This window comes from Mycolicibacterium sp. ND9-15 (genome assembly GCF_035918395.1).
Taxonomy (GTDB): Bacteria; Actinomycetota; Actinomycetes; order Mycobacteriales; family Mycobacteriaceae; genus Mycobacterium.
In genome coordinates, this window is sequence record NZ_CP142362.1 from 2,212,316 (window position 1) to 2,239,284 (window position 26,969).

The 26,969-nt window shown below is 68.2% G+C and carries 29 protein-coding genes and 1 pseudogene; 11 read left to right on the forward strand and 19 right to left on the reverse strand.

Annotation, left to right across the window (positions count from 1 at the left end; genetic code table 11):
- Positions 1–82 precede the first annotated feature (82 nt).
- From QGN32_RS10775 to QGN32_RS10795, 5 genes are read right to left on the reverse strand one after another with little or no spacing between them, the layout of a single operon-like run.
- Positions 83–526, reverse strand: coding sequence for a hypothetical protein (locus QGN32_RS10775; protein WP_326548549.1), 444 nt, complete (start codon positions 524–526; stop codon positions 83–85).
- Positions 523–1,776 carry a DUF58 domain-containing protein gene (locus QGN32_RS10780; protein ID WP_326548550.1) on the reverse strand — a complete coding sequence of 418 codons (1,254 nt, stop codon included), beginning with the start codon at positions 1,774–1,776 and terminating at the stop codon, positions 523–525. The genes QGN32_RS10775 and QGN32_RS10780 overlap by 4 nt, the downstream gene beginning before the upstream one ends.
- Positions 1,773–2,738, reverse strand: a complete 966-nt coding sequence (locus QGN32_RS10785) for an AAA family ATPase (RefSeq protein WP_326548551.1) — start codon at positions 2,736–2,738, stop codon at positions 1,773–1,775. Before QGN32_RS10785 ends, QGN32_RS10780 begins: the two co-directional genes overlap by 4 nt.
- Entirely contained in the window at positions 2,735–3,220 is a 486-nt protein-coding gene (locus tag QGN32_RS10790) for a hypothetical protein (protein ID WP_326548552.1), read from the reverse strand. Before QGN32_RS10790 ends, QGN32_RS10785 begins: the two co-directional genes overlap by 4 nt.
- Positions 3,217–4,179: a DUF4129 domain-containing protein gene (locus QGN32_RS10795; RefSeq protein ID WP_326548553.1), complete on the reverse strand. Its 963-nt coding sequence runs from the start codon at positions 4,177–4,179 to the stop codon at positions 3,217–3,219. Before QGN32_RS10795 ends, QGN32_RS10790 begins: the two co-directional genes overlap by 4 nt.
- A 70-nt stretch (positions 4,180–4,249) precedes the next feature.
- On the opposite strand from QGN32_RS10795, the gene QGN32_RS10800 reads away from it, so the two are divergent.
- A complete protein-coding gene (locus tag QGN32_RS10800) occupies positions 4,250–4,915 on the forward strand; it encodes an O-methyltransferase (protein WP_326548554.1) in 666 nt (221 codons plus the stop codon).
- On the opposite strand, the gene QGN32_RS10805 is transcribed toward QGN32_RS10800, so the two are convergent.
- Positions 4,908–5,717: a hypothetical protein gene (locus QGN32_RS10805; RefSeq protein ID WP_326548555.1), complete on the reverse strand. Its 810-nt coding sequence runs from the start codon at positions 5,715–5,717 to the stop codon at positions 4,908–4,910. The two genes, QGN32_RS10800 and QGN32_RS10805, sit on opposite strands and share 8 nt — an antisense overlap.
- 99 nt (positions 5,718–5,816) lie before the next feature.
- On the opposite strand from QGN32_RS10805, the gene QGN32_RS10810 reads away from it, so the two are divergent.
- Complete coding sequence (locus tag QGN32_RS10810; RefSeq protein WP_326548556.1) at positions 5,817–7,724, forward strand: potassium transporter Kup; 1,908 nt, start codon at positions 5,817–5,819, stop codon at positions 7,722–7,724.
- Between the two features lie 3 nt (positions 7,725–7,727).
- Here the strand turns inward: QGN32_RS10810 and QGN32_RS10815 are convergent, their stop codons facing one another.
- Positions 7,728–8,561 (reverse strand): rhomboid family intramembrane serine protease, encoded by an 834-nt coding sequence (locus QGN32_RS10815; protein ID WP_326548557.1) that lies wholly within the window; start codon positions 8,559–8,561, stop codon positions 7,728–7,730.
- A gap of 14 nt (positions 8,562–8,575) precedes the next feature.
- Positions 8,576–8,989, reverse strand: coding sequence for a VOC family protein (locus tag QGN32_RS10820; RefSeq protein ID WP_326549024.1), 414 nt, complete (start codon positions 8,987–8,989; stop codon positions 8,576–8,578).
- 299 nt (positions 8,990–9,288) lie between these two features.
- Here QGN32_RS10820 and QGN32_RS10825 point away from each other — a divergent pair, with 299 nt between their 5' ends.
- The 4 genes from QGN32_RS10825 (at position 9,289) to lipE (ending at position 12,004) form a co-directional block, all read left to right on the forward strand.
- Positions 9,289–9,687 carry a heme-binding protein gene (locus QGN32_RS10825; protein WP_326548558.1) on the forward strand — a complete coding sequence of 133 codons (399 nt, stop codon included), beginning with the start codon at positions 9,289–9,291 and terminating at the stop codon, positions 9,685–9,687.
- Positions 9,688–9,794: 107 nt separating this feature from the next.
- The gene (locus QGN32_RS10830) at positions 9,795–10,280 is read left to right on the forward strand and encodes an Rv1352/Rv1906c domain-containing protein (protein ID WP_326548559.1); all 486 of its coding nucleotides are present in this window, start codon (positions 9,795–9,797) and stop codon (positions 10,278–10,280) included.
- 9 nt (positions 10,281–10,289) lie between these two features.
- A complete protein-coding gene (locus QGN32_RS10835; RefSeq protein ID WP_326548560.1) occupies positions 10,290–10,772 on the forward strand; it encodes a peroxynitrite isomerase in 483 nt (160 codons plus the stop codon).
- Positions 10,769–12,004 (forward strand): lipase LipE, encoded by a 1,236-nt coding sequence (gene lipE / locus QGN32_RS10840; protein WP_326548561.1) that lies wholly within the window; start codon positions 10,769–10,771, stop codon positions 12,002–12,004. Before QGN32_RS10835 ends, lipE begins: the two co-directional genes overlap by 4 nt.
- A gap of 19 nt (positions 12,005–12,023) precedes the next feature.
- Here the strand turns inward: lipE and QGN32_RS10845 are convergent, their stop codons facing one another.
- The 4 genes from QGN32_RS10845 to QGN32_RS10860 all read right to left on the reverse strand — a co-directional run bounded on the left by QGN32_RS10845 (position 12,024) and on the right by QGN32_RS10860 (position 18,765).
- Positions 12,024–13,052, reverse strand: a complete 1,029-nt coding sequence (locus QGN32_RS10845; RefSeq protein WP_326548562.1) for a tocopherol cyclase family protein — start codon at positions 13,050–13,052, stop codon at positions 12,024–12,026.
- A gap of 37 nt (positions 13,053–13,089) precedes the next feature.
- Complete coding sequence (locus tag QGN32_RS10850) at positions 13,090–13,872, reverse strand: glutaminyl-peptide cyclotransferase (RefSeq protein ID WP_326548563.1); 783 nt, start codon at positions 13,870–13,872, stop codon at positions 13,090–13,092.
- A gap of 86 nt (positions 13,873–13,958) precedes the next feature.
- Positions 13,959–17,849, reverse strand: a complete 3,891-nt coding sequence (hrpA, locus tag QGN32_RS10855; RefSeq protein ID WP_326548564.1) for an ATP-dependent RNA helicase HrpA — start codon at positions 17,847–17,849, stop codon at positions 13,959–13,961.
- Between the two features lie 22 nt (positions 17,850–17,871).
- Entirely contained in the window at positions 17,872–18,765 is an 894-nt protein-coding gene (locus tag QGN32_RS10860) for a mycobacterial-type methylenetetrahydrofolate reductase (protein ID WP_326548565.1), read from the reverse strand.
- Between the two features lie 212 nt (positions 18,766–18,977).
- Here QGN32_RS10860 and QGN32_RS10865 point away from each other — a divergent pair, with 212 nt between their 5' ends.
- Genes QGN32_RS10865 through QGN32_RS10880 form a run of 4 tightly spaced genes read left to right on the forward strand, consistent with a single transcriptional unit; the run spans position 18,978 to position 22,098 of the window.
- Entirely contained in the window at positions 18,978–19,232 is a 255-nt protein-coding gene (locus QGN32_RS10865; protein WP_326548566.1) for an ANTAR domain-containing protein, read from the forward strand.
- Positions 19,233–19,262: 30 nt separating this feature from the next.
- Positions 19,263–20,720, forward strand: coding sequence for a protein adenylyltransferase SelO (locus QGN32_RS10870; RefSeq protein ID WP_326548567.1), 1,458 nt, complete (start codon positions 19,263–19,265; stop codon positions 20,718–20,720).
- 23 nt (positions 20,721–20,743) lie between these two features.
- Positions 20,744–20,968: a hypothetical protein gene (locus QGN32_RS10875; protein ID WP_326548568.1), complete on the forward strand. Its 225-nt coding sequence runs from the start codon at positions 20,744–20,746 to the stop codon at positions 20,966–20,968.
- Between the two features lie 56 nt (positions 20,969–21,024).
- Positions 21,025–22,098 (forward strand): M42 family metallopeptidase, encoded by a 1,074-nt coding sequence (locus QGN32_RS10880; protein WP_326548569.1) that lies wholly within the window; start codon positions 21,025–21,027, stop codon positions 22,096–22,098.
- A gap of 1 nt (position 22,099) precedes the next feature.
- Here QGN32_RS10880 and QGN32_RS10885 read toward each other — a convergent pair whose 3' ends face one another.
- From QGN32_RS10885 to QGN32_RS10905, 6 genes and pseudogenes are all read right to left on the reverse strand, one after another.
- On the reverse strand, positions 22,100–22,753 hold the full coding sequence (locus tag QGN32_RS10885; RefSeq protein ID WP_326548570.1) for a hypothetical protein: 654 nt from the start codon (positions 22,751–22,753) through the stop codon (positions 22,100–22,102).
- A gap of 145 nt (positions 22,754–22,898) precedes the next feature.
- Positions 22,899–22,987: pseudogene (locus QGN32_RS24280) on the reverse strand (DUF899 domain-containing protein); the annotation flags it as partial.
- Between the two features lie 29 nt (positions 22,988–23,016).
- On the reverse strand, positions 23,017–23,337 hold the full coding sequence (locus QGN32_RS10890) for a DUF7218 family protein (RefSeq protein ID WP_326548571.1): 321 nt from the start codon (positions 23,335–23,337) through the stop codon (positions 23,017–23,019).
- Between the two features lie 24 nt (positions 23,338–23,361).
- Complete coding sequence (locus tag QGN32_RS10895) at positions 23,362–23,793, reverse strand: cupin domain-containing protein (protein ID WP_326548572.1); 432 nt, start codon at positions 23,791–23,793, stop codon at positions 23,362–23,364.
- 28 nt (positions 23,794–23,821) lie between these two features.
- A complete protein-coding gene (locus QGN32_RS10900; protein WP_326548573.1) occupies positions 23,822–24,535 on the reverse strand; it encodes an SDR family NAD(P)-dependent oxidoreductase in 714 nt (237 codons plus the stop codon).
- A gap of 14 nt (positions 24,536–24,549) precedes the next feature.
- Complete coding sequence (locus QGN32_RS10905) at positions 24,550–25,158, reverse strand: sigma-70 family RNA polymerase sigma factor (RefSeq protein WP_326548574.1); 609 nt, start codon at positions 25,156–25,158, stop codon at positions 24,550–24,552.
- A gap of 238 nt (positions 25,159–25,396) precedes the next feature.
- On the opposite strand from QGN32_RS10905, the gene QGN32_RS10910 reads away from it, so the two are divergent.
- A protein-coding gene (locus QGN32_RS10910) for an IS5 family transposase (RefSeq protein ID WP_326548575.1) occupies positions 25,397–26,294 on the forward strand; the annotation gives its coding sequence in 2 pieces (ribosomal slippage) (positions 25,397–25,743 and positions 25,742–26,294; 900 coding nt in all).
- Here the strand turns inward: QGN32_RS10910 and QGN32_RS10915 are convergent.
- Positions 26,291–26,956 carry a nitroreductase gene (locus tag QGN32_RS10915; protein ID WP_326548576.1) on the reverse strand — a complete coding sequence of 222 codons (666 nt, stop codon included), beginning with the start codon at positions 26,954–26,956 and terminating at the stop codon, positions 26,291–26,293. The two genes, QGN32_RS10910 and QGN32_RS10915, sit on opposite strands and share 4 nt — an antisense overlap.
- Between the last annotated feature and the right edge of the window lie 13 nt (positions 26,957–26,969).

Sequence of the window (26,969 nt, forward strand, 5' to 3'; positions counted from 1 at the left end):
GAAGGGCTGCCCGGCTCATCTCGGGCAGATTCTGTGGACCAATCCACGATTGGGGACAACACCGCGACTCGACCCGAAACTGTCAGACCCTTGTGCTAGGCGCGCCGCTCCGCCTTCCGCCCTGCCAGAACGGTCGCGTCGCCAACACCACGGCCGCCAGCGCGGCGAGCGGTGCGATCAACGGCACCCACGGCAGTTCGAACGGCAACATCGCGGCCGCCAGCCCGACTGTCGTAAAACCGAGTGCCCCGGCAACTGTCGGCAGACTGATGTCGGCCGTGTGGCGCAGCACCAGGTACGCCGTACTCGACAGTCCGCACAGCGCCGCCAGCGTCGGACCCGCCGACGCAAGCACAAGAGCGGCGGTCGCCGTCACCACGGCAATGGTGGCTGCTGGACGAAACACGTTGCTCGCCAACACCATAACGACTGCAAATGCACATACCACCAGCGCGCGGTCAGAGGCCTCCAGCGCGGCCGCGGCCACCATCACCAGGCCGAACGCCGTCGACAGCGCGCGGTTCACCGTCGCCTCCGCACCGGCCGCCGATAGTCGGGCACCAATTGCATGGACTGGTCGAGCGAGTCCTCGTCGCGCCAGGCCACTATGTCCACGCCCACGGTACCCATGTCTCGATACATGAACGATCGCTGCAGCGACCACATTCTGGCGACAAGCGCGTCACACCCGTCCGCGAAGGGAGCACCCTGCAGCACATCGACCGCCACGACGGTGTGGCCCCGCTTGCGAAGATCGATCAACGCCAGCGCGAACTCGGTGTCGAGCAGCGTCGAGAACGCCACCACGAGGGCGCCCGGCGGGACCGCCGCGCGCGGTGCCAGCGTGCCCGAAGTGGTTTCGTAGCCACCGCTGACCCCGAGCATCGCGTCGAGAACCCGGTAGAACTGCCGGCGGCCGATGTCGGCGCTCAACCACCGCGGCTGCCGGTCTCCCAACGCGACGACGCCCGCCCGGTCACCGCTGCGCAAGGCGCTCTGCACCACCTGAACCGCACCGCGGGCCGTACGCTCGGTGGCTTCGGTCGCCGGCCCCGCAGGCTGGGCGTAGTTGTCGATCAGCACGACCACGTCGACCGCCCGGTCGGTCAGTCGCTCGGTGACGTGCAGGCTGCCCCGGCGCGCGCTCACCGCCCAGTTGACCGTCCGCAGTTGATCTCCCGGCACATAGCGCCGGACGTCGGCGTACTCCACGCCTGGACCGAGGTGCCGCGTCAGGTGGGTGCCCAGACGATCGAGTAGTTCGGTGCGCGGGATCGCCGTCGACTGCGGCGGGGCCATCGGGAACACGTACACGTCCGCGGCGTCGACCACGCCGCTGCCCTCGACGAGGCCGCCGCGCGCAGCGACGGTCAGGTGGGCCTGCAGCGGATACCGGCCCCAGCGCTCCGCGGACGCCAGCACGGTCTGCCTGCTTACGCTCTCCCGCTCGGCGACCTCGAGCGTCATGCCCGCCACGGAGCCGGTCAGCAGCTCCACCGCGTGGTCTTCGGCGGCCGCCCACACCGTCATCCGCGCCGGTTCGCCCTCGAAGCAGCGGTGGATACCCGGATCGGCGTGCACCTGCACCCTGGGCACCGGCCGTTGCCACCCGACCGAACACAGCACCCCGATCAGCGGCGCGGCGAACACGATGAGTTGCCAGCGCGACCCTAGGACCGCCACGGCGACCGCCACGGCCGCGCAGGTCAACAGTGATCGGGCGAGAGGCGATGCGCTCCAGCGCAATTCGGCTTCGGTACGGCGGGCTTCGATCACGGTTCGGTCCGCGGCACCGGTAGCCTGCGAAGCAGCTCCTCGACCACATCGCTACCCCGGACCCGCCGCACCCACATCTCGGGCCGCAAGGTGATTCGGTGCGCGATCGCCGGCACTGCAAGTGATTTCACGTCCTCGGGCACGACGAAATCCCGACCGAGCAGCAGCGCGCGGGCGCGGGCGAGCTGCACGAGATCGATCTCGGCACGCGGGCTCGCGCCGACGGCGATCTGCGGGTGCTGCCGCGTGGCCCCGGCCAACGACACCACATACCGCAACACATCGTCGTGCACGCTGACCTGTTCCACCGATTCCCGCATCGCGACGAGCTCGTGCGCGTCGACGACCTGCGCGACCGTCGGCTCGGCCGAACCGCGCTCGATACGGCGGCGCAACATCGAGGCCTCCTCCTGCTCGGACAGATATCGCAACTCGAGCCGGATTGTGAAGCGGTCGAGCTGAGCCTCGGGCAGCGGATATGTGCCCTCATACTCGATCGGATTGTCGGTCGCCAGCACGACGAACGGCGCCGGCAGCGGGTGCGTGGCCCCGTCGATGCTCACCTGGCTCTCCGCCATCGCCTCGAGCAGCGCCGCCTGCGTCTTCGGTGGGGTCCGGTTGATCTCATCGGCGAGCAGCAGGTTGGTGAAGATCGGGCCGCGCCGGAACTCGAAGTGACCCGACTGCATGTCGTACACGGTCGAGCCGAGCAGGTCCGCGGGCAGCAGGTCGGGGGTGAACTGCACGCGCTTGAACTCCAGGCCGAGCGCCGCGGCGAAGGACCTGGCGATCAGCGTCTTGCCGAGGCCGGGCAGATCCTCGATGAGCACGTGGCCGCCGGCCAACACCGTGGTCAGGATCAGCGCCAGCGCATCGCGTTTGCCGACCACCACCCGTCCGATCTCGTCGAGCACCGTTTCACAGTTCGCGGTGGTGGCCGCCGCAGGCAGTCCTGCCGTCATACCCGCTCCAACCGTTGCAGGATCTGATCGAGCGTCGCCCGACCGGGGCCGGGTTCGTCGACACCGCTTCTCGCGACGTTCTCGGGATTGACCCAGTCCCACAGCTGCGGGCCGAACAACATCGCCCCGGTCGCGTGGTAGGCGGCGCGATTACGGGTTCGGCGTTGGCCGGTCGCCAATTCGAACTGCCGCGCCAGCATCGGCCGCAGATGCCGATCCCAGTCCGTGCGGGTGGCTTCCGCACGGCTGATCAGCAGCTCCGTTCGCGACCGCCACCGGCGCAGCGACTCGGCGGCGTCGTCGGAAGACGGCTGCTCGCAACCGGTCTCGGGGTCACGGGTGAGTTGCCACCGCACGGCGAGCAGCGCCAGCGCGAGCGCAGCACCCGAGACGACCAGGATCAGTTGTCGGTCGCGGCTGCCGACGGCGATCAGCTCCGCACCCGCCACCAGCAGGAACGCCGCGGCCACAAGCCTTTTCATGCCATCGCCCCCGAGGTGCGCTGTGGCAGTTCGGTCAACACCCGGTTCAGGACCCGCACCGCGGCGTCCCGGTGTTTCTCGTCCATCACGTGAGGGGAGAACCGCGCCTCCTCGAACAGCTCGACGAGTTCGGTGGCGCTGTCCGAGCGCAACGCGCCGCTGGCAACCGCCCGGGCGAGGACCTCGGTGGGGGTGTCGTACGCCTGGGGTACCGCCCCGGGCACCCGCGTCAGCTCGCGTTCCATCGCGGCATAGCACGCGATGATCGCCTCCCGTGGTTCGCGGCTGAGGTCGCCGATCTCCGCGAGCCCGATCTCTGCAGCCCTGGCAAGCGACGTCGAGGTCGTCGGCCTCACCGGCTCCTCGTCGGCGTCGGCGACGTCGGCCGGCACCACACGGCCCCGCTGTCGCCGCGATGCGACCGCCGCACCGACGACGATCAACGCCATCAACATCAGGATCGGGGGGATCAGGTAGTTGATGACACTGCTGTCCCCTTCGTCGGGCAGCCGCGGCGCAATCGGCTCGTCCGGAACCGGTCCACCAGGGGCGTTTGTCCGGGGCGCCGGCTCAGGTGCCTGGTCGATGGGCGCCGGATCCACCAACTGGGACAGCAGCACCACAAGCAGCATCAAGCCGATGATCACCACCAGCGCGACGGCCGCGAACCGCCACGACGGCCGCTCCCGGGGCCCGGCACCCCGCGGCAAACCGCGCGCGGGCGCGGGCAGCGGTCGCCTGTCCCGCATCCGAACGATGATCGCGAAGCCGATGATCGCCACCGCCGCGCACAGCAAGGTGACCACCGCGGCCAGCGCCACCGGATTGGTCTGGTGCGGCTCCGCTCGCTCCGCGGTCCGGTCGACGCCGGGAACGTAACCGCGCAACGCCCATGCGGCAAGCACCATGAGCGTGATCACCGCGATCACGCGTCGCGTCGACGTGCCGGAAGCGCCCATGGCCTTGTCGTCATCCTGGCACGGAAAGCGGTCTCGCAGAGTTCGGATCGGCCCGATACGTTCGACTCCTATGAGCACCACATTGAACGATCCCCGAGTGGCCGCTGCACTCGACCGGATGTACGCAGAATCCCGGTACCAGATGGAGGCGCTGCGCGACCGCGGTGCCGACTTCGCCCGCCTCTCGGAGGCCAGCCCGCAGGAGCGCGCCGACGCGCTCAGCGACTTCTATCTGCCGATAACGCCGGAGGCGGGTCGCCTGCTTTACGCGCTGCTGCGGGCGAGCAGACCGGCAACCGTCGTCGAGTTCGGCATGTCCCTCGGCATCTCCACCATCCACCTGGCTGCGGCCGTGCGGGACAACGGCACCGGTCGCGTCGTCACGACCGAGATGAGCGCGGCCAAAGTTGCCGCCGCGACGAAGACGTTCGTCGACATCAAGCTCGACGATGTCATTGCCGTGCTGCCAGGTGACGCACTGAACACCCTGCAAACCCTCGACAGCACAGTGGATTTCGTCTTGCTCGACGGGTGGAAGGAGCTGTACCTGCCAGTGCTTGAACTGCTGGAACCCCGCCTGACACCCGGGGCGCTCGTCGTCGCGGACAACACGGCCATGACCGAGCTCGCCCCCTACGTCGACTATGTCCGCGACCCGGCGAACGGCTACGTCAGCATCCCGTTCCCCACGAGGGACAGCGACAGCATGGAGATCAGCTGTCGCGCAGTCACTTAGCCCGCCGCAGGCCGGCCTTGGCCTCCTTGACGACGGCTGCGGCATCGCGGCTGGTCTGCTTGCCCTTGCCGTAGGCGTTTTCGGCGGCGGCGAGGCCGCGTTCGGCCTGCTGTAACCGCCGCTTGGCATCCTGGTGCCGCAGACGTGCGGCCGCCAGATCCGATTGCAGTTCGGACAGCGCATCGTCGGCTTCGGCCCTGGCACGTTCCGCGGCGGCAAGCACCTGCTGCAGTTCCCGGCGGGCCGCGTCCTCGCCATCGCCCGAGTCGTCCGTGACCGCGGGCTCGGGCTCAGGCTCCGGCTTGCGCCTGGCCGTCGAGCTGAAAACGATTGCGCTGTCGCCGAACTCGCCGAAACCGGACCACTCTTCGGCCTTGGTCAACCGACCGAGCCGGTCGGCGACATCCGGGTCGGCGACGGCTGCCTGCAATGTGGCGGTGACGTCGTCACGCAACGCGCCGCTAGGGCTCTTGAGTTCCGCCTCCTCGAACGCGGTCCGGGCCAAGTCGTTGACCAGCCTGCGCTGCTCGGCCGACAGCTCACGGATACGTTCGCCGTCCATCGCGGCATGCGCATCGCGCAGCCGCTCGCCCAAATCCTTCAAACGTCCCTTGACGTCCCCGTCGCCGAGCGCGAGCCGGTTCACCACCCATGCCGCGGTCGTCGGTTTACGTGCCGCCGAGATTCGCTTGGCGGTGTCGGTGTCGCGACCCTTCTTCGCCTCACCCGCGAGCTTGGTGCGCAGCGCGGTGAAGCCCTCCGGCCTGGCGGCATACAGTTCGTCGAGCGCATCGTCGGCCATCACCTCATCTTCCCTCAGCGTGTTCCCCGAGCGCACGGTTGACGTACGCATCCGTCGCGATGAGCCGCGAACAAGCGGGCGCTCGGCGATGATCATCGGGTGCACACAGCGCCGCGTACCGGCCCGTTGCGTTCGGCGGTGGTGATCGCCGCCCTCGGCGTAGTGTTCGGCGACATCGGCACCAGCCCGATCTACACGATCCAGACGGTGTTCAATCCCCACGACCCGCATCCCGTCCCGGTCGCCGACAGCAACGTCTACGGCGTGGTATCGCTGATCTTCTGGTCGGTGATGATCATCGTCACGCTGACCTACGTCACGCTGGTCATGCGCGCCGACAACCACGGCGAGGGCGGGATCATGGCGCTGATCACTCTGCTGCGCCGCTGGACCGGCCGCGGACGACGCGCCACAGCGGTGCTGGCCGCCGCGGGACTGTTCGGCGCGGCGTTGTTCTTCGGCGACAGCATGATCACGCCCGCGATCTCGGTGCTCTCGGCGGTCGAGGGGCTGAAGGTGGTCGACCCGGGGCTCAGAGATTTCGTCGTCCCGATCACCGCGGTGATCATCGTCGTGCTGTTCTCGGTGCAGCGCCGCGGCACCGCGACCATCGGGCGCTTCTTCGGGCCGGTGATGATCCTGTGGTTCACCGCGATCGGCGCGTGCGGGGTGCGAGGCATCGCCGGACATCCGGAGATCCTGAAGGCGCTGTCGCCGACGTACGCGCTGGCCTTCGTCAGCGGCCATTTCCACATTGCGTTCTTCGCGTTGGCAGCGATCGTCCTCGCGGTGACGGGCGCCGAGGCACTGTACGCCGATATGGGCCACTTCGGCAGGCGGGCAATCACTTTCGGGTGGCTCGGCCTGGTGCTGCCCGCCTGCACGCTGAGCTACTTCGGTCAGGGCGCGCTGGTCCTCGGCGACGATTCCACGGTCGCCGCCCCCTTCTTCCTGCTGGCCCCGGAGTGGGCCCGGGTCCCGATGGTGCTGTTGGCCACCGCCGCGACCGTGATCGCGTCACAGGCGGTGATCACCGGCGCGTTCTCGGTGACGTCGCAGGCCGCCCGCCTCGGTTACCTGCCGCGACTTCGCATCGAGCACACCTCGGCCTCCACCATCGGCCAGATCTACGTGCCGTGGATCAACGGCGCCCTGCTGTTGGGGGTGCTGATCCTGGTGTTCGCCTTCCGCAGTTCGGCGGCACTGGCCTACGCGTTCGGGATGGCGGTGACGGGCACCATCACGATCACCACCCTGCTGTTCTTCTACTACGCGCGGACCCGGTGGGGATGGCCGCTGTGGGCGGTGTTGCCCGGCGCAGGCGCGCTGCTGGTGGTCGATCTGATGTTCTTCGGCGCCAACCTCACCAAGCTGGTACATGGCGCGTGGTTGCCGCTGACCATCGCCGTCGCGGCGTTCACCGTGATGACCACGTGGCAGCGCGGCCGCGAAATCGTCACCCGGGCACGCGAACACGCCGAAGGTCCGTTACGCGAGTTCGTCGACGGCTTGACGCGCCGCGAACCGCCGCTGATCCGGATGCCGGGGACGGCGGTATTCATGAACCGGGGCAGCCACACCGCTCCGCTGGCCATGCGGGCCAACGTCGAACACAACCGCGTGCTGACCGAGCACGTGATCATCTTGTCAATCGAGACCGATACGGTGCCGCGTGTGCCCGACGCCGAGCGGATGACGCACGACGACCTCGGCTATGCCCGGGACGGAATCGTCCACGTGGTCGCCCGGTTCGGTTACATGGAACGCCCGAATGTGCCGCGCGCGCTCGCCTTACTCGATCCGGAGGACACCGAGGGTCCGATCGACCTGGTCAACGCGTCGTACTTCCTGTCCAAGCTCGAGCTCTTCGCGGGCGATACTCCGACCATGGCGCCGTGGCGCAAGCGGCTGTTCATCGCGACGTCGCACATCGCCGCCGACGCCGCAGGGCATTTCGGCCTGCCGCTCGACCGCACCGTGATCGTCGGCTCCCGCATCCAGCTCTAGAGCTCAGGCCAAGCCCAGCGAAGCCAGTAGATCGGCCGTGCGCCACCAGATCAGCAGCGCGAAGACCACCAGCGCCGCCGCGGTGGCGCCCGCCTGCACCAGGTTGCGAGAGCCGCGCGGCGCGTACGCGTACGCGGTGGCGATCACCGCGCCGCTGACGAGCCCGCCGATGTGGCCCTGCCAGCTGATGTTCTGCGAACTGACCAGCGGGATGACGAACGTGAAGGCCAGGTTGATCGCGATGATGGCGACCACCCACCGCACGTCCGTGTTGAGTCGCTTGCCGACCACGAAGATCGCGCCGAACAACCCGAAGATCGCGCCCGACGCCCCCGCTGTCTGCGCGACGGGCGACGACAGCAGGTACACCAGTACCGATCCGCCCAGCGCGCTGAGCAGGTACAGCGCCGAGAACCGCAGCCGGCCCAGCGCAGCCTCCAAGGGCGGCCCCACCACGTAGAGGGCCCACATGTTGAACAGGATGTGCGCCGCCCCATAGTGCAGGAACGCCGAGGTCAGCAAGCGGTACAGCTCGCCGTCGGCCACCGCGTAGGACTGCAGCACCAATTCGCGCTGCAGGCCCGGCACCGATATCTGCAGTACGAACATCACCACGTTCGCGGCGATCAGCGCATAGGTGACCATCGGCTTGGTGGCCTGGGTGCGCACCTGACGGACCTGCTGCGCGCCGGTGTTCACGCATTCCACGCACTGATGGCCGACCGCGGCATCGCGCATGCATTCAGGGCAGATGTAGCGGTTGCACCGTGCGCAACGGACATACGTCACGCGGTCGGGGTGCCGGTAGCACGTCGGCGTGACCGGCGGGGTCGACATGGGGTGGGAGTCGGTCACAGGGTTCCGAACAGTTCGATCCAGTTGCCGTCCGGATCGGCGACGAACATCCAGCCCATGCCGGGCACCGGTGCGAACTCGGTGAGCGGTTCAACCACGTCGTACTCGGAGGCGGCGAACGCTTCGGCGACGTCCCGCAGGTTGTTCACCCCCACGGTGAAGTACCGGATGCCCGCCTGCGCCCGCCCGCCACCGGGCGCCACCGGCGCCGGCGGTGGCGTCTGGTAGCTCACCAGCTTCACCACGCCGGCCCCCAGCGAGTACCGGCGCTGCGAACCGCCGGGGAAATCGACCTCGCCCTGGGGTTCGAGTTCGAGGAATCCTTCGTAAAAGGCGACCATCGCGTCGAGGTTCGTCGTCACGAGGCCCACTTCGACTCCGGGACTGAGCAGGTCGAGCTTCACAGTCACCACCTTAGATAGCGTCTCCGCGGGCCCTGCGCTCGATAACAATTCGGTCACCATCCACATCACGATCAGTTAAAGATCGCCGGCCATTTCTGAGAGTTTTCAAGATCTCCGCAATTGCTTGCCCGCCCGCTTATCGAATTTCCCCGAAATTGCGGTACAGATCACGCCGCTGCGTTGTAACGCCTGCGAGCGGTCCGATATCGGCTCCCGCAGCCGCGTTTGCACCGGTTTGCTCTGGGTACCTTGGTTTTCGGGTACGGGGGAATCCGCGACCAAGAAATCCGAAGGAAAGAAGGAATATGAAATTCCGTGGTATCGCCGCGCGCCGGCAGATCGCCGGCGCCTGTGCCGCCAGCCTGCTCGGTGGGCTTGCGGCAGCAACCATCGCCGCACCATCGGCGATGGCCGCACCGGACTGCAGCGCCAGCGCCGTGTCCGGCACCGTCAGCTCGGTGACCGGTTCGGCCCGCGCGTACCTGGACAGCCATCCGGGTGCCAACCAGGCCGTGACCACCGCGTTCAGCCAGCCACGCGATGAGGCCGCGGCCACATTGCGCGGGTACTTCAACGCCAATCCGCAGGAGTACTACGACCTGCGCGGCATCCTCTCGCCGATCGGCGACGTGCAGCGCACGTGCAACATCCAGGCGCTGCCGCCGGAGCTGTCGTCGGCCTATGCCGAGTTCATGGCCGGCTAAGTCAACACAACTACGGCGTGAAAACCAGCTCGACCCGTCGCCGCAGTTCCGCGCTGCGGCGACGGGTTTTTCATCCCCAGGCCGCGCGTGCCTTTACACTGGTCGGCATGATTTCGCCGCGACTCGCCGCCGTCGCCGCCACGGCGCTTCTCGCCTTCGGCATGCCCGGTGTCGCGCAGGCCCAACCGGACGAGCCGCACCACCCGGATCCGTCGGCTCCGGGCCCGTCCGCCGCGCCGGGGCCGTCCGCCGCGCCGGGGCCGCCCGCCGCTCCCGCGTCGTCCATCGAGAAAGACGGCACCTACCAGGTCGGCACCGACATACTGCCGGGCACCTATTCGTCGGCGGGCCCGGTCGACAACGGCGCCTGCTACTGGAAGCGGGTCAACAACGACCAGGTGCCCGACAACGCGCTCACCAAAAAGCCGCAGGTGGTTCGCATCGAGGCGACCGACACGGCGTTCACCACCAGGGACTGCCAGCCGTGGCAGCAGACCAACGCCGCGCCGCCGCCGCAGGCCTCGGCCACCGACGTGCTCGCACAACTCGGGTCGTTCATCGGCAAAGGCATCCTGAGCGGCGGCCCCCGCTAGCCTGACGGAGTGGCCGACCTCCACCCAGACATCGCCCCACTGGCGCCGCTTCTCGGCGTCTGGTCCGGTCGTGGCACCGGCGAGTATCCGACGATCGAACCGTTCGGCTACACCGAGCAGATCGCGTTCGACCACGTCGGCAAGCCGTTCCTGACCTATCGGCAGAAGACGGCCGCCGACGACGGTCGGCCGTTGCACTCAGAGACGGGCTATCTGAGAGTTCCGTCCCCGGGCCGCGCCGAATGGATACTGGCCCACCCGACCGGGATCACCGAGATCGAAGAGGGCACGCTCGTGATCACCGGGCCGGTCATCGAGCTCGAACTGACCGCGACGGCGATCGGGCGTACGTCATCAGCGAAAGATGTTGCCGCGCTGGGTCGTTCGATTCGGGTAGCCGGCGACGAGCTCGTCTACTCGCTGCGGATGGCCGCCGTGGGCCAACCGCTGCAACACCACCTGGCCGCGACATTGCACCGGACGGCCGAATGACGCCGGACGGCAGAATCAGCGTGCCGGCCGACCTCGACGCCGTGACCGCGGTCGGCGCCGAGGACCATTCTGAGGTCGACCCGGCATCGATGGAGCGCATCTGGCAGGCCGCTCGCCACTGGTATCAAGCCGGGATGCAGCCCGCGATCCAGTTGTGCCTGCGACACAATGGCAGGGTTGTGCTGAACCGGGCGATCGGGCACGGGTGGGGGAACGGACCTTCCGATCCGCCGGACGCCGAGAAGGTGATCGTCACAACCGAAACGCCGTTCTGTGCGTACTCGGCGGCCAAGGCGATCACGTCGACGGTCGTGCACATGCTCGTCGAGCGTGGCTGCTTCTCGCTCGACGACCGCGTCTGCGAGTATCTGCCGTCCTACACCAGCCATGGCAAGCACCGCACCACGATCCGCCACGTGATGACCCACAGCGCGGGGATCCCCATCCACACCGGCCCGCGGCCGGACCTGCGCCGCATGGACGACAGCGAATACACCTGCGAAAAGCTCGGCGAACTCAAACCGCTGTACCGGCCCGGCCTCGTGCACGTCTACCACGGGCTGACCTGGGGACCGCTGATCCGCGAGATCGTCGGCGCGGCGGCCGGACGCAGTATCCGCGACATCCTCGCGACTGAGATCCTCGACCCGCTCAGCTTCAGGTGGACGAACTACGGCGTTGCGGCACAGGACGTTCCGTTGGTGGCGTCGAGCCATGCGACCGGCAAGGAGCTACCCCAGCCCGCCGCCACCGTGTTCCGATTGGCGGTCGGCGGCTCGCTGTACAAGATCATCCCGTTCTCCAACAGCCCGCAGTACCTCACCAGCGTGCTGCCGTCGTCGAACACGGTCTCCACCGCTTTCGAACTGTCGCGGTTCGCCGAATTGCTGCGGCGCGGCGGCGAACTCGACGGCGTTCGCGTCATGGCACCAGAGACGCTGCGGGCGGCGACCGCCGAAAGCCGGCGGCTGCGACCGGATGTGGCGGTCGGGTTGGCACCGCTGCGCTGGGGTACCGGATACATGCTCGGTTCCAAGCGGTTCGGGCCGTTCGGCCGCAACGCCCCGGCCGCCTTCGGGCACACCGGCTTGACGAACATCGCCGTGTGGGCCGACCCGCAACGCCGACTCGCCGCGGGGCTGATCAGCAGCGGCAAACCCGGCCCGCACCGCGAGGCCAATCGTTATACCGCGCTACTGGATGCCATAGCTACGGAACTCCCGCGAAACTGAGCTTGTTCACCGAAACCTGCTACATATCTTCAGTTCGGCGTGCAGAGTCGCATCCGGGCACGCTGCCGACCTCCAGACCCGCGATCTCGGACTCGCCGTCGAAGACCGCCCGCCCGAAATCCTTGACCACACAGCGCAACCGACCACCGAGATGCTCGAAGTCGGCGTCGACGTTGCGCCGCTCGGCAGGCAGCGGTACGGGAAGCACATGCGGGTCGAGATGTGTCCCGTCACCGTGCAGTTCGACCTGGTAGCGAAGCGACCTCGCCCGCAACGTCCACGTTCCGTCCCCGACATCGGAGCGCACCCACGCCGTCGGCGGGGCCAATCGGAGCACCTTGTTCCCGATCCGCACGACGACGCCGGCCACGTCCTGCTTGAGTGGTCCGAGCGCCAGCAGTCCGCCGGAGAACGCCACCGAGACGTCGGCGTCACCGAAGTCGTGCGCTTGACCCCACCACCACCGCTGCGGGAAGCCGGCCCCCCAGTTGCGTTCGGTATAGAGCTTGGCCCCGTTGAGGTCCCAGCGCTCGCCGTCGAATTCGACCGTGCCGCTGGCAGACCCGCCGAGCCGGTACGGATGCCAATACTGGTTCAGGAACGGCACGACCGAGGCGAGGCCACCGCCGGCCAGCGCCCTGGGCCATCGGACCGGGTCGTCGAACCCCATGTCGACACGCACGCCAGGAAGGTCGACGCGCAGCCGGTCGTACGTCGCGTGGAACTGTCCGTCGCCCGCATCGAGCCGAAAAGGGTCCGCGCCCGCGGTCGCATCATCCAGCGCCGCGCGATAGACCCGCTCACCCGGGTGCAGCGCCACCGCCGTCGTCGCCCAGTCTCCGTCCGGATGCTTGTTGACGCTGAACAGCGCCACCACAACGCGTCCCGACGCGGCATCGGTGAGCCGCCAGAACCAGCCCTCCATCTCGGTGCCGTGCGACGTCAGCGGGTCGCTGAACGGCAGATCGGCACCCGTGCGGCGGTAGGCGCCGGCCAGCGGTCCCGCGACGAACCTGGTCGCGTCCCTGGTCGTCTCGAGAGCGGTCATGAGCGCTACGTTGACGATTCTCACTCGGCGCAAACCTTCAGCTCGGCGGGTCGAGCCGGACCCGGTACATCGACGGCCAGAACTTGCCGGTCAACAGGTATTCGTCGCCGCCCAGGTGGGCGATACCGTTGAGTGCCTTTTCCCGGCTGCCGTTCTGACCGGGCCACAGTTCCGCGGCGTCGACCACGGTGTTGACGTTGCCCGTCGCCGGGTCGATGCGCACGATCGTCTCGGTCTGCCAGACATTGGCCCACACCTGGCCGTCGACGCACTCCAACTCGTTGAGACTGCGCAGCGGCCGGCCATCGCGGGTGACGGCGACGGAGCCGGTCTCGGCGAACGTCGCCGGGTCGTGGAACCGCAGGCGGTCGGTGCCGTCGCTGCGGATCAGCCGGTCCCCGTCGCGGCACAGGCCCCAGCCCTCCCCCTCGACCGGAACCTCCCGGACCGGGGTGAGGGTGGCTCTGTCCCATTCGACCGCAACCCCGTTCCGCCAGGTCAGTTCCCAGATCCGGTCGTCGACGACCGTGATGCCCTCACCGTAGTAGTTGTTCGGGGCGGCAGCCGCGCGGCGCACCGCGCCGGTGGCCGGGTCGAGTTCACGCATCTGCGACCTGCCCGCGATGCCGGTGCCCTCGTACAGGGTCGGTCCGTCGAGCTCGAGCCCCTGGGTCCACGCCGTGACGTCATGCGGAATCTCATTCAGCACAACGGGTTTGATCACCGGTGTGGAACCATCCGCTGTGGGCGTGTCGCTCTGGGCGGTCGGCGCGGGGCCGCCACACGACACCGTTGCCACCGCGAACAAGACGATGGCCACGCGGCGGACCACAGAGACATGCATAGGGCATATGCCTACCGGATGCGGCGGCGTTGCGGGCCGGAGTTCGCCGCCCGTGTCAGCCGTCACGGCCGCACCGCGTCAATTGCGCGGTAGATGCGCTGTTCGCTGACCGGCCGCGGGGTGCCGAGCTGTTGCGCCCAGAAGCTGACCCGGAGCTCCTCGATCTGGCGGCCGATGTCGCGAACGTCGGCACCGGCCGCGCGCGCGGGAGACAACGCGCGCACCAACTCGTCGTAGGCGTCCTGCACCGCGTGCACCCGGTCCATCCGATCGCGGTCGGCGTCGAGTCCGTGCGGCAGCCGCTCCAATCGGCGACCGATCGCGATCAGATACCGGGTGAGGTCGTCCAGATGCGTCGCCCCGGTGGCGGTGACGAAGCCGCGGGGCAACATCCGCTCGACCTGTGCGCGGATGTCGGCGATGGCCTCCGCCTGCGCGGCGGACGGTGACGCCGGCAGCGCCACCTGGACGTCGTGCGCCGCGGCGAGCACCTTCTCGACGCGCGTGACGATTCCGGCAGTGGTGGAAGCCAGCTCGGCTGCGACACGCTCTCGCAGCGTGGCGAACTCGTCGCGGGTCCACACCGGCGTGGGCGCGAGCATGTCGGTGGCGGCGTCGGCGCAGTCCTCGAGCAGCGCCTGCAGCGAGCCGTCCGGGTTGCTGCCGAGAACCAGCCTGCTTCGTGGCTGTAGTTGCCGCTCAACGGCTTTGACGGGTGAGGCCACCGCGAGGCGCAACAGTCTGCGGGTGCCGGGCCCCATCGACGCGTGCTGTTCGGCCGCGGTCGCGAACACCTGCACGTCGACCGCGCTCCCCGCATCGACCAGTGCCGGATAACCGCGCACGGCGTGGCCGCCGACAGCGCGTTCGACGGTGCGCGGCAACGCGTCGAGCTCCTCGGGCCAATTGCGTAACCCGGTCCGCTCCAGATCGCCGGCCGCCTCGGCGACCGCACGCCGCACGGGTGCGGCGAGTTGCTGCTGCAGGACGTCGAGGTCCTTACCGCGTCCGAGTTCGGTGCCGTCGGCACCTTCGACGGCGAACGTGACGCGCAGATGCGACGCCAGCTTGTCAAGGTCGAACGCATCGATCGGCACCAGCACGCCGGTGCGCCGGTGTAGCTCGCGCTGCACGGCCTCGAGCAGTGGCATGTCGCCGGGCGTGATCGAGGCCAGCACCGCACGCGCGGTGTCGGGTGCGGGAACGAAGTTGCGGCGCAGGTCTTTCGGCAGAGACCGGATCAGCGCGGTGACCAGCTCCTCGCGCAGGGCGGGTACCTGCCAGGCGAATTCGTCGCCGCCGAGCCGCGCGAGCACCTCGACCGGCACGTGCACCGTGACACCGTCGTCCTCGGCACCGGGCTCGAAGCGATAGCTCAGCGGCAGCGTCAAATCGCCGGCGTGCCAGGCATCCGGCTGCCCGGTGGCCGCATCGTCCGTCCTGAGCAGGTCGGCGCGGGTGAAGGTGAGCAGTTCCGGCGTGACGTGGCGCTGCTTGCGCCACCAGGCGTCGAAGTGCCGCGCCGACACCACGTCCGCCGGGATTCGGGCGTGGTAGAACGCGAAGACCTCGTCGTCGCCGACGATCAGGTCGCGCCGACGGGCTTTGTCCTCCAGTTCCTCGAGGTCGGCACGGAGTGCGGCGTTGTCCCGAAAGAAGTGATGGCGCGTCTGCCAGTCGCCCTCCACGAGCGCATGCCGGATGAACAACTCCCGCGCCAGCTCCGGTTCGATCTGCGAGTATCCGACGCGGCGGTTCGGTACCAGCGGCAGGCCGTAGAGGGTAACCCGCTCGTAGGCCATCACCGCACCGCGGCGAGCGTCCCAGTGCGGTTCGCTGTAGGTCCGCTGCACCAGGTCGCCCGCGACGCGCTCGACCACGTCGGGCTGGATACGAGCTGCGATGCTCCCGAACAGCCTGGTGGTTTCGACGAGCTCGGCGACGACGATCCAACGCGGCGGGCGCTTGGTGAGAACCGAACCGGGCGCCAGCACGAACTTCGAGTTGCGCGCACCCTGATATTCGCGGCCGTCCCCGTCGCGCAGGCCGATGTGCGACAGCAGGCCGGCGATGAGTGCCGCGTGCACCCTGGCCGGGTCGGCGGGCTCGCTGGCCTCCCTGATTCCGAGATCCCGTGCGATGCTGCGTAGTTGTCCCGTGAGGTCCTGCCATTCCCGGATCCGCAGGTAGTGCAGGAACTCGTCGCGACACATGCGGCGGAAGGCGTTGCCCGACAACTCCTTCCGCTGCTCGGACAGATACCGCCAGAGGTTGAGGAACGACGTGAAGTCCGAATGCTCGTCGGCGAACCTGGCGTGCTTCTGCCGGGCGGCCTCCTCGCGGTCGACGGGGCGTTCCCGTGGGTCGGGGATCGACAGCGCCGCGGCCAGCACCAGGACCTCGCGCACGCACCCCTCGGTATCGGCCTGCAGGATCATTCGGCCCAACCGCGGGTCGACCGGCAACTGGGCGAGGCGGCGCCCGACATCGGTGATCGCGCCGTGGGCGTCGAATGCGCCGAGTTCCTGCAGCAACTGCACGCCGTCGCGGATGCTGCGCCGATCCGGCGGGTCGAGGAACGGAAACGTTTCGATATCCCCGAGATTCAGCGCCGCCATCTGCAGGATGACCGCGGCCAGATTGGTCCGCAGAATCTCGGGCTCGGTGTATCGCAGCCGCGATACGAAGTCCTCCTCGGAGTACAACCGGATGCACACCCCGGGTGCTGTGCGGCCCGACCGTCCTGCCCGCTGCGCGGCGGAAGCCTGCGAGATCGGTTCGATCGGCAGTCGCTGCACTTTGGTCCTCCGGCTGTATCGAGAGATTCGGGCGGTGCCGGGGTCGATGACGTAGCGGATGCCCGGCACCGTCAACGACGTCTCGGCGACGTTCGTCGCGAGTACGACGCGCCGCGCGGCACGGCTGGGCTGGAACACCCGCTGCTGCTCGGCCGCCGGCAGGCGGGCATACAACGGCAGCACCTCGGTGTTCGCCAGCCCGCGCAAGGCCTCTGCGGTGTCGCGGATCTCGCGCTCGCCGGAGAGGAACACGAGCACGTCACCGGGCGGTTCGGCCGACAGTTCACCGATGGCGTCGACGATCGCCTCGGTCTGGTCACGAACCTGGCTGCGCACCACGTCGTGGTCGGGGTCGTCGGGATCATCGGAATCATCCGGGGGAACCGCGACTTCCAAAGGCCGGTACCGGATTTCAACTGGATAGGTGCGCCCCGAAACCTCCGCGATCGGCGCCCCGGCGAAGTGGGCCGCGAACCGCTCGGGTTCGATCGTCGCCGACGTGACAATGAGTTTGAGGTCCGGCCGTCGGGGCAGCAGTTCGCGGAGATATCCGAGGAGGAAGTCGATGTTGAGGCTGCGCTCGTGGGCCTCGTCGAGGATCAGCGTGTCGTAACGCAACAGCCGTCGGTCGCGCTGGATCTCGGCGAGCAGGATTCCGTCGGTCATCAGCTTGACAAGCGTGCGATCGGAGGCCTGGTCGGTGAATCGCACGGTGTAGCCGATCGTGTCGCCGAGTGGGCCGCCCAGTTCGTCGGCGATGCGCTGTGCCACAGTGCGGGCGGCCAGCCGCCGCGGTTGGGTGTGCCCGATGGTGCCGCGCACTCCCCGGCCGAGCTCGAGGCAGATCTTCGGCAGTTGTGTCGTCTTGCCGGAGCCGGTTTCGCCGGCGACGATCACCACCTGATGTTCGGTGATCGCCTTGGCGATCTCGTCGCGGCGCTCACTGACCGGCAGCTCGGGGTACGTGATGGTCGGCACCGCCGCCGCGCGGGTCGCGATGAGCGCCTCCGCGGCGGCGATCTGTTCGGCGAGCTTGGCCACCTTCTCCGGACTGGCGCCGCGCAGCTGTCGCAGGCGCCTGCCGAACCGGGCGGCGTCCCGGATCGTCAGTCCGTCGAGGCGCTTGCGAAGCTCAGCGACTGACGGGCCGGACACTCCGGCAAGGATAGGCGGCCGGTCAGGACTTCTCGGGCGCCCAGTAGTCGAGCATCTCGGCGAACGTCTCGAACGCCGGGGTGGAGACACCGTAGGTCGCCTCCAGGTGGATGCTGAGCGGGAAGCCCAGGCCGGCGACGCCGTCGATCACGCGCTTGTACAGGTCGAGCATCAGCTTGCGCTTCTCGACCGGCTCGGTGGCGGTGAGCCTCTTGACGAACTCCTGCTCCTCGGCGACCGCGGCGTTGCCCGGATCCTGGATCAGCCAGTTGATCAGCCCGACCTTGCTCTCCAGCTTCGGCACGAAACCGAACGACAGCAGGATCTCCGGCCGGTGGTCGGTCTCGTCGGCGAAGTCGCGCAGGAAGCCGACAATCGCGTCCGAGTACAGCAGTTGGGTCATGCCGTAGGTGGCGCCCCGGTCGCATTTGAACGCGAACCGGCTCTGCTCGCCGTCGCGGGTCGGGATGAGAATCGCCCCGCGGTTGCGCACCAGGTCGGCGTAGATCGACAGCGCGTCGGTCGGTGCGACCCCGCCGCCTTCGCCGTCGCTCATCGTGCGCGGCACACCGACGAACGCGATGCCGTCGAACCCGGCGGCGGACAAGTCCGTCAGCCGCCGCCGCAGCGTCGGTTCGTCCATGAACGCGGTGACCTGGGTACACAAGCCGTGCACCCCGGGGAGCTCGGGCGCGATGATCTTCCAGAAGTCGAGCACGTCGAGCTTCGGCTTCATCTCGATGGGACGGTCGTCGTCCTCTTCGATCATGCCGGGGATCATCAGGTGCCCGATGCGGCCGTCGAGCCCCGTCTCGGCGGAGCATCGCAGCACCTTGTGTGCATCTTCCAGCGCCTGCTCGTGGCCCCGCTCGACGTTCGGCGGCACGAGCTCGAGCGCGATGGTGTTCAGCGTCACCGGGCTGCTCCTGTCCAGACGGTCACTTCCCCGCGGCGCGGCAGGTCCCCGATGACCCCGATCTCGCGAATCTCGATCCGCGCCCTTCCCCGGGAGCCTCACCATACCGACTTCGCCGCCGAGGCCGCCCACACGTCTGCGGCCACGGGCTCTCAGCCGATTCCCAGCGCTCGGTGACCTCCGTGCCGCCTGCGGTTGGTACCAACGGTTGCATGACACCCGGACGACAAAGCCTGGACACCGCGGAAGGTGTTCTCATCGCACTTCGCCACTGCACCGTCGACGAGGCATTCCGCGAGATCATCCGCGCGGCCCAGCAGCATCAGGTGCCGCTGTTCACCCTCGCCGACGCGCTCGTCACCGCCGCCAGCGGCAACGCGGAGTGCCCGAACAGCGCGGCGCGCAGCGCGGTGATCGCCGAGTGGGGGGCGCTGTTGACGACGCCGGAGCGTTTCAGCTTCGGTTGAGGTGCTGGCACCGCTCGTACTGTGGAAAGGGTGAGCGCACCCACCGCCGTCTCGTTCGCCGACCACTACGCCAGCGACCTGCCCGAGTTGGCCGTGCGCTGGCAGGCCGAGGCGGCACCGGATCCGCGGTTGCTCGTGCTCAACGAACCGTTGGCGGCCGAACTCGGTCTAGACGCGGCGTGGCTGCGCGGCCCCGAGGGACTCCGGTTGCTGGTCGGCACGCTGGTCCCGGACGGTGCGACGCCGGTCGCGCAGGCGTACGCCGGGCACCAGTTCGGTGGGTACGTGCCGCGGTTGGGCGACGGGCGCGCGCTACTGCTCGGCGAACTCGCCACGATGTCCGGGGAACTCCGCGACGTGCATCTGAAGGGCTCCGGGGCGACGCCGTTCGCCCGCGGCGGTGACGGTTTGGCGGCGGTCGGGCCGATGCTGCGCGAGTACATCGTCAGCGAGGCCATGCACGCGATGGGAATTCCGACCACCCGCTCGCTGGCGGTGGTGGCGACCGGACGCCAGGTGCAGCGCGAGACGCCGCTGCCCGGGGCCGTGCTGGTCCGGGTTGCGCGCAGTCACCTGCGCGTCGGCACCTTTCAGTACGCCGCCAGCACCGGCGACATCGACCTGTTGCGGCGCGTTGCCGACCATGCGATCGAACGGCACCACCCAGCGGCCGCCGCGGCGGGCAATCGCTACGTCGCGCTGTTCGAATCGGTGGTCGCGGTGCAGGCGGCGCTGGTCGCGAAATGGATGCTGGTCGGCTTCGTGCACGGCGTGATGAACACCGACAACATGACGATCTCCGGCGAGACCATCGACTACGGTCCCTGCGCGTTCATGGAGGCTTACGACCCCGACACGGTGTTCAGCTCGATCGACTCGTGGGGTCGCTATGCCTACGGCAACCAGCCGGCGATCGCGGCGTGGAACCTGGCCCGGCTGGCCGAAGCGCTGCTTCCCCTGTTCGCCGACGGCCAACAGCAGGCGATCGCGCTCGCCGAGGGCAGCCTCGCCGGCTTCGCGCCCCGGTTCCAGGACGCGCTGTCGGCCGGCATGTGCGCCAAGCTCGGGCTCGCCGAGACCATCCCCGACGAGATCGCTGTGCCGCTGATGAACGACCTGACCGCGCAACTTCACCAGAGCCACGTCGACTTCACGTCGTTCTTCCGTCACCTTGGGCAGGCCGCTCGCGGAGACGACGAACCCGCTCGCGGGCTGTTCCTGGACCTGGCCGCGTTCGACGGCTGGCTGGCGCGCTGGCACGCGCTGCGGCCCGACGCCGCGGTGATGGACCGCGCCAACCCGATCTACATTCCGCGGAACCATCTCGTCGAGGAGGCGCTCACTGCCGCGACAGGCGGCGACCTCCAGCCGCTGTACGGGTTGTTGGAAGCCGTGACGGCACCCTACGACGAGCGCCCCGGCTTGCAGCGTTACGCCGAGCCCGCGCCGGAGGATTTCGGGAAGTACCGAACCTTCTGTGGCACGTGACGGTCCGGCCCTAGACTCTCTTCATGACCTTGCGACGGATGGTGACGGCGACGCTGCTCTTCGCTTCACTGTGCGCCGTCCCGCCGACCATCGCCTCGGCCCAGCCCGGAAACTGCTGCTGCCCACCCGGCCAGACCGGGGTGATCTACGGGTGCGCGTCGTTCTGCGTCGACGGCAAGGCCCTGGACACCAGCACCGGGTTGTGTGTGCCGGTCCCACCGCCGTATCCGCATCCGCCGGTGACATAGCGGCGCTCTCGGCGCGCCGAGATTAGCCCGGCGGTGTCGGGGCAATATCAAGATCTATGACGACCGACGACGCCCCGCACCGCGACCTACTTCAGGAATTGCTTTACGCCTACGGTCCGTGCGGCCAGGAAGACGCCGTGCGGGAGATCTGCCTTCGCGAGTTGAAGCCGCACGCCGACGAGATGTGGGTCGACGAGGCAGGCAACGTGGTCGGCCTCATCCGCGGCGCGGACAGCGAAGCGCAAGCCGCGCGGGTGATGGCGCACATGGACGAGTTGTCGATGATCGTCAAGCGGATCGAGTCCGACGGCACGCTGCACATGACGCCGCTGGGGACGATGTACCCCGGCAATTTCGGACTCGGACCGGTCGACGTCCTAGGCGACCAGCGGACCGTCTGCGGCGTGCTGACACTCGGCTCCGAACACACCACCCAGGAGAGCCCGCGGATCTGGGAGACCAAACCGGACCAGGGCGACAAAGCGCTGGACTGGACGCATGTGTACGTGTTCACCGGCCACACACCCGACGATCTCGCCGACGCAGGAATCCGGCCCGGCACCCGGGCATGCGTGCACCGGAGCAAGCGCACGCTCATCGACGTCGGCTCCGACTACATCGGCTGCTACTTCATGGACGACCGTGCCGCGGTGACTGCCCTACTGGATGTCGCCGGCCGGTTGGCCGCGAGCGACCAGCGCCCCGCCCGCGACACCTATCTGGTGTTCACCACGAGCGAGGAGATCGGCGGTATCGGCGGCTCGTACGCCAGCCACATGCTGCCGGGTGATCTGACTTTGGCGCTTGAGGTGGGCCCGACGGAGGCGGAGTACGGCACCACTTGCAGCGGTGGCCCGATCGTCGCGTACAGCGACGCCGAGACCATCTACGACAAGGTCGTGGCCGACACGCTGCTCGAAATCGCGAACGACCTCGGATTCTCACCCCAGCCGGCGGTGCTCGGCGCGTTCGAATCCGATGCGTCGCACTCGAAGGCCAGCGCCCTCACGCCGCGCGCCGGCCTCCTATGCCTACCCACGCTGAGCACACATGGTTACGAGGTCATCGCTCGGCAGGCGATCCCGGAAATGTGCGCGGTGCTGTCAGAGTTCCTGCGGCGCGGCGTTTAGCTCAGCCGTCGAGTTCGCCGGCGATACCACGCTCGATCGCGGCGCGGGCGCGCTCGGGCAGCACGATCAACCCGTCGAGTTCGCGGCGGGCCAGCTCGTAGCCTTTCTCCCGCTCCTGCGGCGTGGCTGCGGTGTCGGCGGCGACGCGCAGCATGCTCTGGGCGCGGGCGATGCGTTGCTGGTCCTGCGCCGAGAAATCGCCGCGTCGACGCCGGACCGCCTCGCTCTCGGCGGCGTCGAAGGCGGTCACGTAATCGGTGACCGCATCGACGTACTCGCGAGCGGCGTCGCCGTCGTCGACGAGGTCCTCGGCCTGCGCCGGCCGCAGCAGGTCCGCCCGCAACTTGGTTCGGTGGAACCGCTCGGTCAGCGGGTCGCGCATATCGGTCATCAGCGGGAAGTCGAGCAGCTTGGCGACGTCGAGTTCGTACTCGAGCCACCGGGTGTCGGTGCGGTCGTGCGCCTTCACCGCCCGGGCGATCGCCTGCCAGGTCGCCGCGGTGTTCACGCGGGGCGGCGGACCCGCGGGCAGCTGGTCGGATGTAGTGTCCTGTCGTGCGCGAGCCGCGCTGAACGCCCGGTATCCGCCGTAGAGCACGCCGGCGAGCGGGACGAGCACGATAAGCAACTCGGCCAGGCGGAAGATCAGGCCCATACCGACTCCATGCAGCCAGGATGCCACCGCGGCGCGGCACAATTTATCCGCGTTATCCGCCAACGAGAAGCCGTGGCTGTTGCGACCGCGATATCGCGACCAGGAATGCTATTTCGACGCCGCGTCGGCGGCGGGCCCTACGCCCGCGCGCGATGGCGGGCGAGTCCAGCCAACCCGAATACGTCGCCGCTGCGGCCACCCCTCGGGCGAATCCTGCCCCTCCTGCTGGCGGCCCCTACCGACTCAGCGGCCGAAAGTCATCGTCAGCTCTTCTTGGATCCGGCGGACTTCTTACCGCCGCCGGAATTTTTGCCACCACGGCTGGACGAGCCCGGCGAGTTTGCGATCGCCGCTGCGCGCGGTTTGCTCATGCCCTTCTTGCGCAAACCCTCGTACTGTTTGTCGTTCTTGACGCTGGAACCGTGATCTTTCGCCATCGTTTCCTCCTTGGTCGCGTGGATAGGAGATACCCGCATCCCGGCCCGAAGAATCCGCGAGCGTCCGTGTTTGTGCAGCGGCACGCCGGTTTCAGCTGACATTTTGCGGCCGCTCGCGGCCGGTGGGTCAGCGGTCTGCAGGAACACGGCGTGCAATTACCGCATCCGAAGTCACTCCCCCACAGTGGCTATCGGATCGGCAGGCACCCGCAGGTGCTTGCGCGCTTCGAGTTCAGCGTTGTCGACGAGCACCAACATCGGTTGTCCCGGAACGCAGAGCATCGTCACGGTGAAGCGGCACCTCATGTCGTCGCGGTTGTTGGCGTCGGAGTAGTGGACGACGTCGCCGCCGGGTTCCCAGAACGCCTCGCCGGCCCGGATCACACGCGGCGGTTGCCCTTCGAGTTCGAACAGCATCTCCCCTTCCAGCACATAGCCGAAGGCGGGGCCGCCGGGATGCCGGTGCGGCGGCGCGCCCGCGCTCCCCGGGGGGTAGTCGACAACGACCGTCATCGCATGCGCACCTTCGGGGATGAACGGCGGCTGCACTTCCTGCACAACCGTCAACGCGTTTTCCCAGGACATGTCGTAGCTTTTCGTCATTGTTATCTCCTTCTGTTGCTCAGACCGCCTAGCCGGCGCCATCGGCGTGCAGCACCGAACCGGTGATGAAGCTCGCGCGCGGCGAGGCGAGGAACAGCACCGCTTCCGCGATCTCCTGCGGTCGCGCGGTGCGGCCCAGCGGTAGCGAGCGGCCGAGTTCCTCGTTGGTCTCGCCCCATTCCGCCTCGACGCCTTCGGTTTTCGTGGGTCCCGGCGCGACGCTGTTGACGCGGACGCCGCCGGGCCCGAACTCGGCGGCCCAGGTACGGGTGAGCGACTCCACGGCCGCCTTGGACGCGCTGTACACGCCCGCCCCCGGCACACCCTTCGACGCGACCATCGTGGTGACGTTGACGATCGCTCCGTGGCCGCGCTCGAGCATCCCGGATACCAGGCCTGCGGCCAGGAAGTACAAGCCGCGAACGTTGGTGTCGAAGGTCCGCTCGAACGCGCCGAGCTGCTGGTCGACGGTCAGCGCCGCCGGGAAGCTGGCGGCGTTGTTGACCAGGATGTCGACGGCACCTGCCTCGTCGAGTAAAGCCTGCACCGATTCCGTGTTCGAAAGGTCGGCCTGGACGAATCGCACGTTGCCGTCGGCTCCGGCTGCCGCGTGCTTGCCCCGCTCGGGATCCCGCCCCGTGACGATGACCGTGGCGCCTTCTCGCGCGAACAGCCGCGCACACGCCAGGCCGATGCCTGCGGTTCCTCCAGTGATCAGAGCGTTCTGGTATGCCAATTCCATTGCGGCCTCCTGTGTTACGCGATGCAGTCTTCGATGGCTTCGGAGCGATCTTGGGAAAGGTGCGCCAGCGCGATTCGCAACCGCTTCCTGGCCCGGGACGCACGTGACATCGCGGTGCCCACCGGAATGCCGAGAATTTCCGCGGTTTCGGCGTAGGTGTAGCCCTCGACGTCGGCGTAGAACAGGACCTCGCCGAAGCCGTCGGGCATCGCGGCCATCGCAGCCGTGATGTCGCTGTCGGGTAGGAGGTCCAGCACTTCGGTCTCGGCCGAACGCAGCCCGCGGGGTTGGCGGGCAGCGCTATCGAGCAAGTCGTGTTCGGTGATGTCGTCGGCCGCAACCTCGTCAACGCGACGCTGTTTGGCTCGATGGGCGCTCACCCACCGGTTGTAGAGGATGCGGAACAACCACGCCTTGATGTTGCTGCCCTGTTGGAACGAGGCGAAGCCGGCGTAGGCGTGCAGAAAGGTGTCCTGCAGCAGGTCCTCGGCGTCGGCGTCGTTGCGGACGAGTCGGCGCGCGCCGCGGGCAAGCACGCCGAACAGCGGGCCGGCCTCGCGCGAGAACCGCTCGGCGAGCTCCGGGTCCGGTGTGGTCCGCGCGGGAAGGGCGGTGACGGTCATGATCAGATCTCCTCGAGTCGCAGGTGTTACAACTCACGCTCGCGCAAACCGGCTGAAAGCGGACCCTTGAAAACCCGTAGTCCGTCATCCGTAGTCCGTGGTGGTTAGGTGGTTACGCCGTCGAGCGTGCGATCACTGCGAAAATGGGCGCTGATTCTCGCACTGACCGCACGTTCGGCGCGGGACGGCTAGGGCGTGTCTGACAAAGGTTTTGGGTGCTGTGCCTGAAGCTTGAGGGATGTCGCGATTCGAGTTGTTGTCCGATGCCCAGTGGGCGTTGATCGAGGATCTGTTGCCAGTGCGGACGGGCAAGCGGGGCAGGCCTTTCCAGAATGCCCGCTCGATGGTGGAGGGGATCATCTATCGGTATCGGTGTGGAATCGCCTGGCGTGATGTTCCCGAGGCGTTTGGGCCGTGGCAGTCGATCTGGACCTGGCATCGACGGATGAGTGCCGATGGCACCTGGGACAGCGTGTTGGCGCGGTTGCTAGCCGCCGCCGAGGAGGCCGGGATCATCGATTGGGCGGTGGCCGTGGATTCCACGATTGCGCGCGCCCATCAGCACGCCACGAACGTCACCCGCCACACAGGGGGCTGGGTCGAATTACACGAATCCGGGCGTCGAGCCGGCTGACCACGGTATCGGTCGCTCACGCGGCGGGCTGACCAGCAAGATCCATCACCTCGTCGACGGCCGAGGACGACCCATGGTGGTGCTTGTGGGCCCTGGCCAAGCCCACGACGGGCCGGTGTTCGAGCATTTGCTCGCGCACTTGAAAGTGGACCGCCGCCGCGGTGGCCGAGCGCGTACTCGTCCCGATCGCGTCCGCGGGGATCGGGCCTATTCCAGCCGCGTGACCCGCACTCGACTCCGCCGGCGCCGGATCGGCGCAGTGATTCCCGAACCGTCCGATCAGATCGCCCACCGCAAGCGGCGAGGATCGCGCGGCGGACGACCACCGGCTTTCGACGCCGAGGATTACAAGGGCCGCAACGTCGTTGAACGCAACTTCAACGTCGTTAAGCAATGGCGCGGATTGGCCACCCGCTACGACAAACTCGCCATCGTCTACCGCGGCGCAGCAGTCCTACGCGCCATCACCCTCTGGCTACCCCATTTATCAGACACGCCCTAGTCGCCTATGAAGGTGACCGTCTCCTCGAGTGGGGCCCGCCCGGTTCGCACATAGCCGACGGAGGAATCCTCGTAGCCGATCGACATGCCGCAGAAAAGCATGAGCTCGTCCGGCGGTTGCACGATGTCGGCGACCGTCTTGCGGACCTGAGACCACGCCATCTGCGGGCAACTGTGCAGCCCTTCGTCGCGCAGCAGCAACATCACGGACTGCAGGTACATTCCGACGTCCGCCCACTGCGGCCTTCCCAGGTCGCGGTCGATGTAGCAGAACAGGGCGGCGGGCGCGCCGAAGCAGTCCCAGTTGGCGATCGCCGCGCGCTGGCGGGCCTCCCAGTCGTCGCGCGCGATGCCGAGCGCGCTGTAGCGCTCCCTGCCGAACTGTGCTCTGCGCTCGCTGTACGGAGGCTTCAACTCGGTCGGGTACAGCTCGAATTCGCGTTCGTCCCAGGGGTCACCGGCCGCCGCACGAGTGGTGGCGAGCTTCTTGAGCCGCTCCAGCGGTTCCCCGGTGACGACATAGATGCGCCACGGTTGCAGGTTCGACCCCGACGGCGACCACGCCGCCGCAGCGAGCACCCGCCGCAGGACGTCTTCGGGGACGGGTCCGTCGGTGAATCCGCGCACCGCGCGCCTGCTGGTGACTGCGTCGTAGACGTTCATCGCTGGCCTGCCT

Bases quoted from the DNA above. Each gene is read 5' to 3' on its own strand.
- QGN32_RS10875 (WP_326548568.1), top strand. From the start codon at position 20,744: ATGACCTTGCGACGGATGGTGACGGCGACGCTGCTCTTCGCTTCACTG.
- QGN32_RS10825 (WP_326548558.1), top strand. From the start codon at position 9,289: ATGAAATTCCGTGGTATCGCCGCGCGCCGGCAGATCGCCGGCGCCTGT.
- QGN32_RS10880 (WP_326548569.1), top strand. From the start codon at position 21,025: ATGACGACCGACGACGCCCCGCACCGCGACCTACTTCAGGAATTGCTT.
- QGN32_RS10895 (WP_326548572.1), bottom strand. From the start codon at position 23,793: ATGACGAAAAGCTACGACATGTCCTGGGAAAACGCGTTGACGGTTGTG.
- QGN32_RS10795 (WP_326548553.1), bottom strand. From the start codon at position 4,179: ATGGGCGCTTCCGGCACGTCGACGCGACGCGTGATCGCGGTGATCACG.
- QGN32_RS10915 (WP_326548576.1), bottom strand. From the start codon at position 26,956: ATGAACGTCTACGACGCAGTCACCAGCAGGCGCGCGGTGCGCGGATTC.
- QGN32_RS10790 (WP_326548552.1), bottom strand. From the start codon at position 3,220: ATGAAAAGGCTTGTGGCCGCGGCGTTCCTGCTGGTGGCGGGTGCGGAG.
- QGN32_RS10815 (WP_326548557.1), bottom strand. From the start codon at position 8,561: ATGTCGACCCCGCCGGTCACGCCGACGTGCTACCGGCACCCCGACCGC.
- QGN32_RS10805 (WP_326548555.1), bottom strand. From the start codon at position 5,717: ATGGCCGACGATGCGCTCGACGAACTGTATGCCGCCAGGCCGGAGGGC.
- lipE (WP_326548561.1), top strand. From the start codon at position 10,769: ATGACGCCGGACGGCAGAATCAGCGTGCCGGCCGACCTCGACGCCGTG.
- QGN32_RS10830 (WP_326548559.1), top strand. From the start codon at position 9,795: ATGATTTCGCCGCGACTCGCCGCCGTCGCCGCCACGGCGCTTCTCGCC.
- QGN32_RS10885 (WP_326548570.1), bottom strand. From the start codon at position 22,753: ATGGGCCTGATCTTCCGCCTGGCCGAGTTGCTTATCGTGCTCGTCCCG.
- QGN32_RS10785 (WP_326548551.1), bottom strand. From the start codon at position 2,738: ATGACGGCAGGACTGCCTGCGGCGGCCACCACCGCGAACTGTGAAACG.
- QGN32_RS10845 (WP_326548562.1), bottom strand. From the start codon at position 13,052: ATGACCGCTCTCGAGACGACCAGGGACGCGACCAGGTTCGTCGCGGGA.
- QGN32_RS10865 (WP_326548566.1), top strand. From the start codon at position 18,978: ATGACACCCGGACGACAAAGCCTGGACACCGCGGAAGGTGTTCTCATC.
- QGN32_RS10800 (WP_326548554.1), top strand. From the start codon at position 4,250: ATGAGCACCACATTGAACGATCCCCGAGTGGCCGCTGCACTCGACCGG.
- QGN32_RS10900 (WP_326548573.1), bottom strand. From the start codon at position 24,535: ATGGAATTGGCATACCAGAACGCTCTGATCACTGGAGGAACCGCAGGC.
- QGN32_RS10905 (WP_326548574.1), bottom strand. From the start codon at position 25,158: ATGACCGTCACCGCCCTTCCCGCGCGGACCACACCGGACCCGGAGCTC.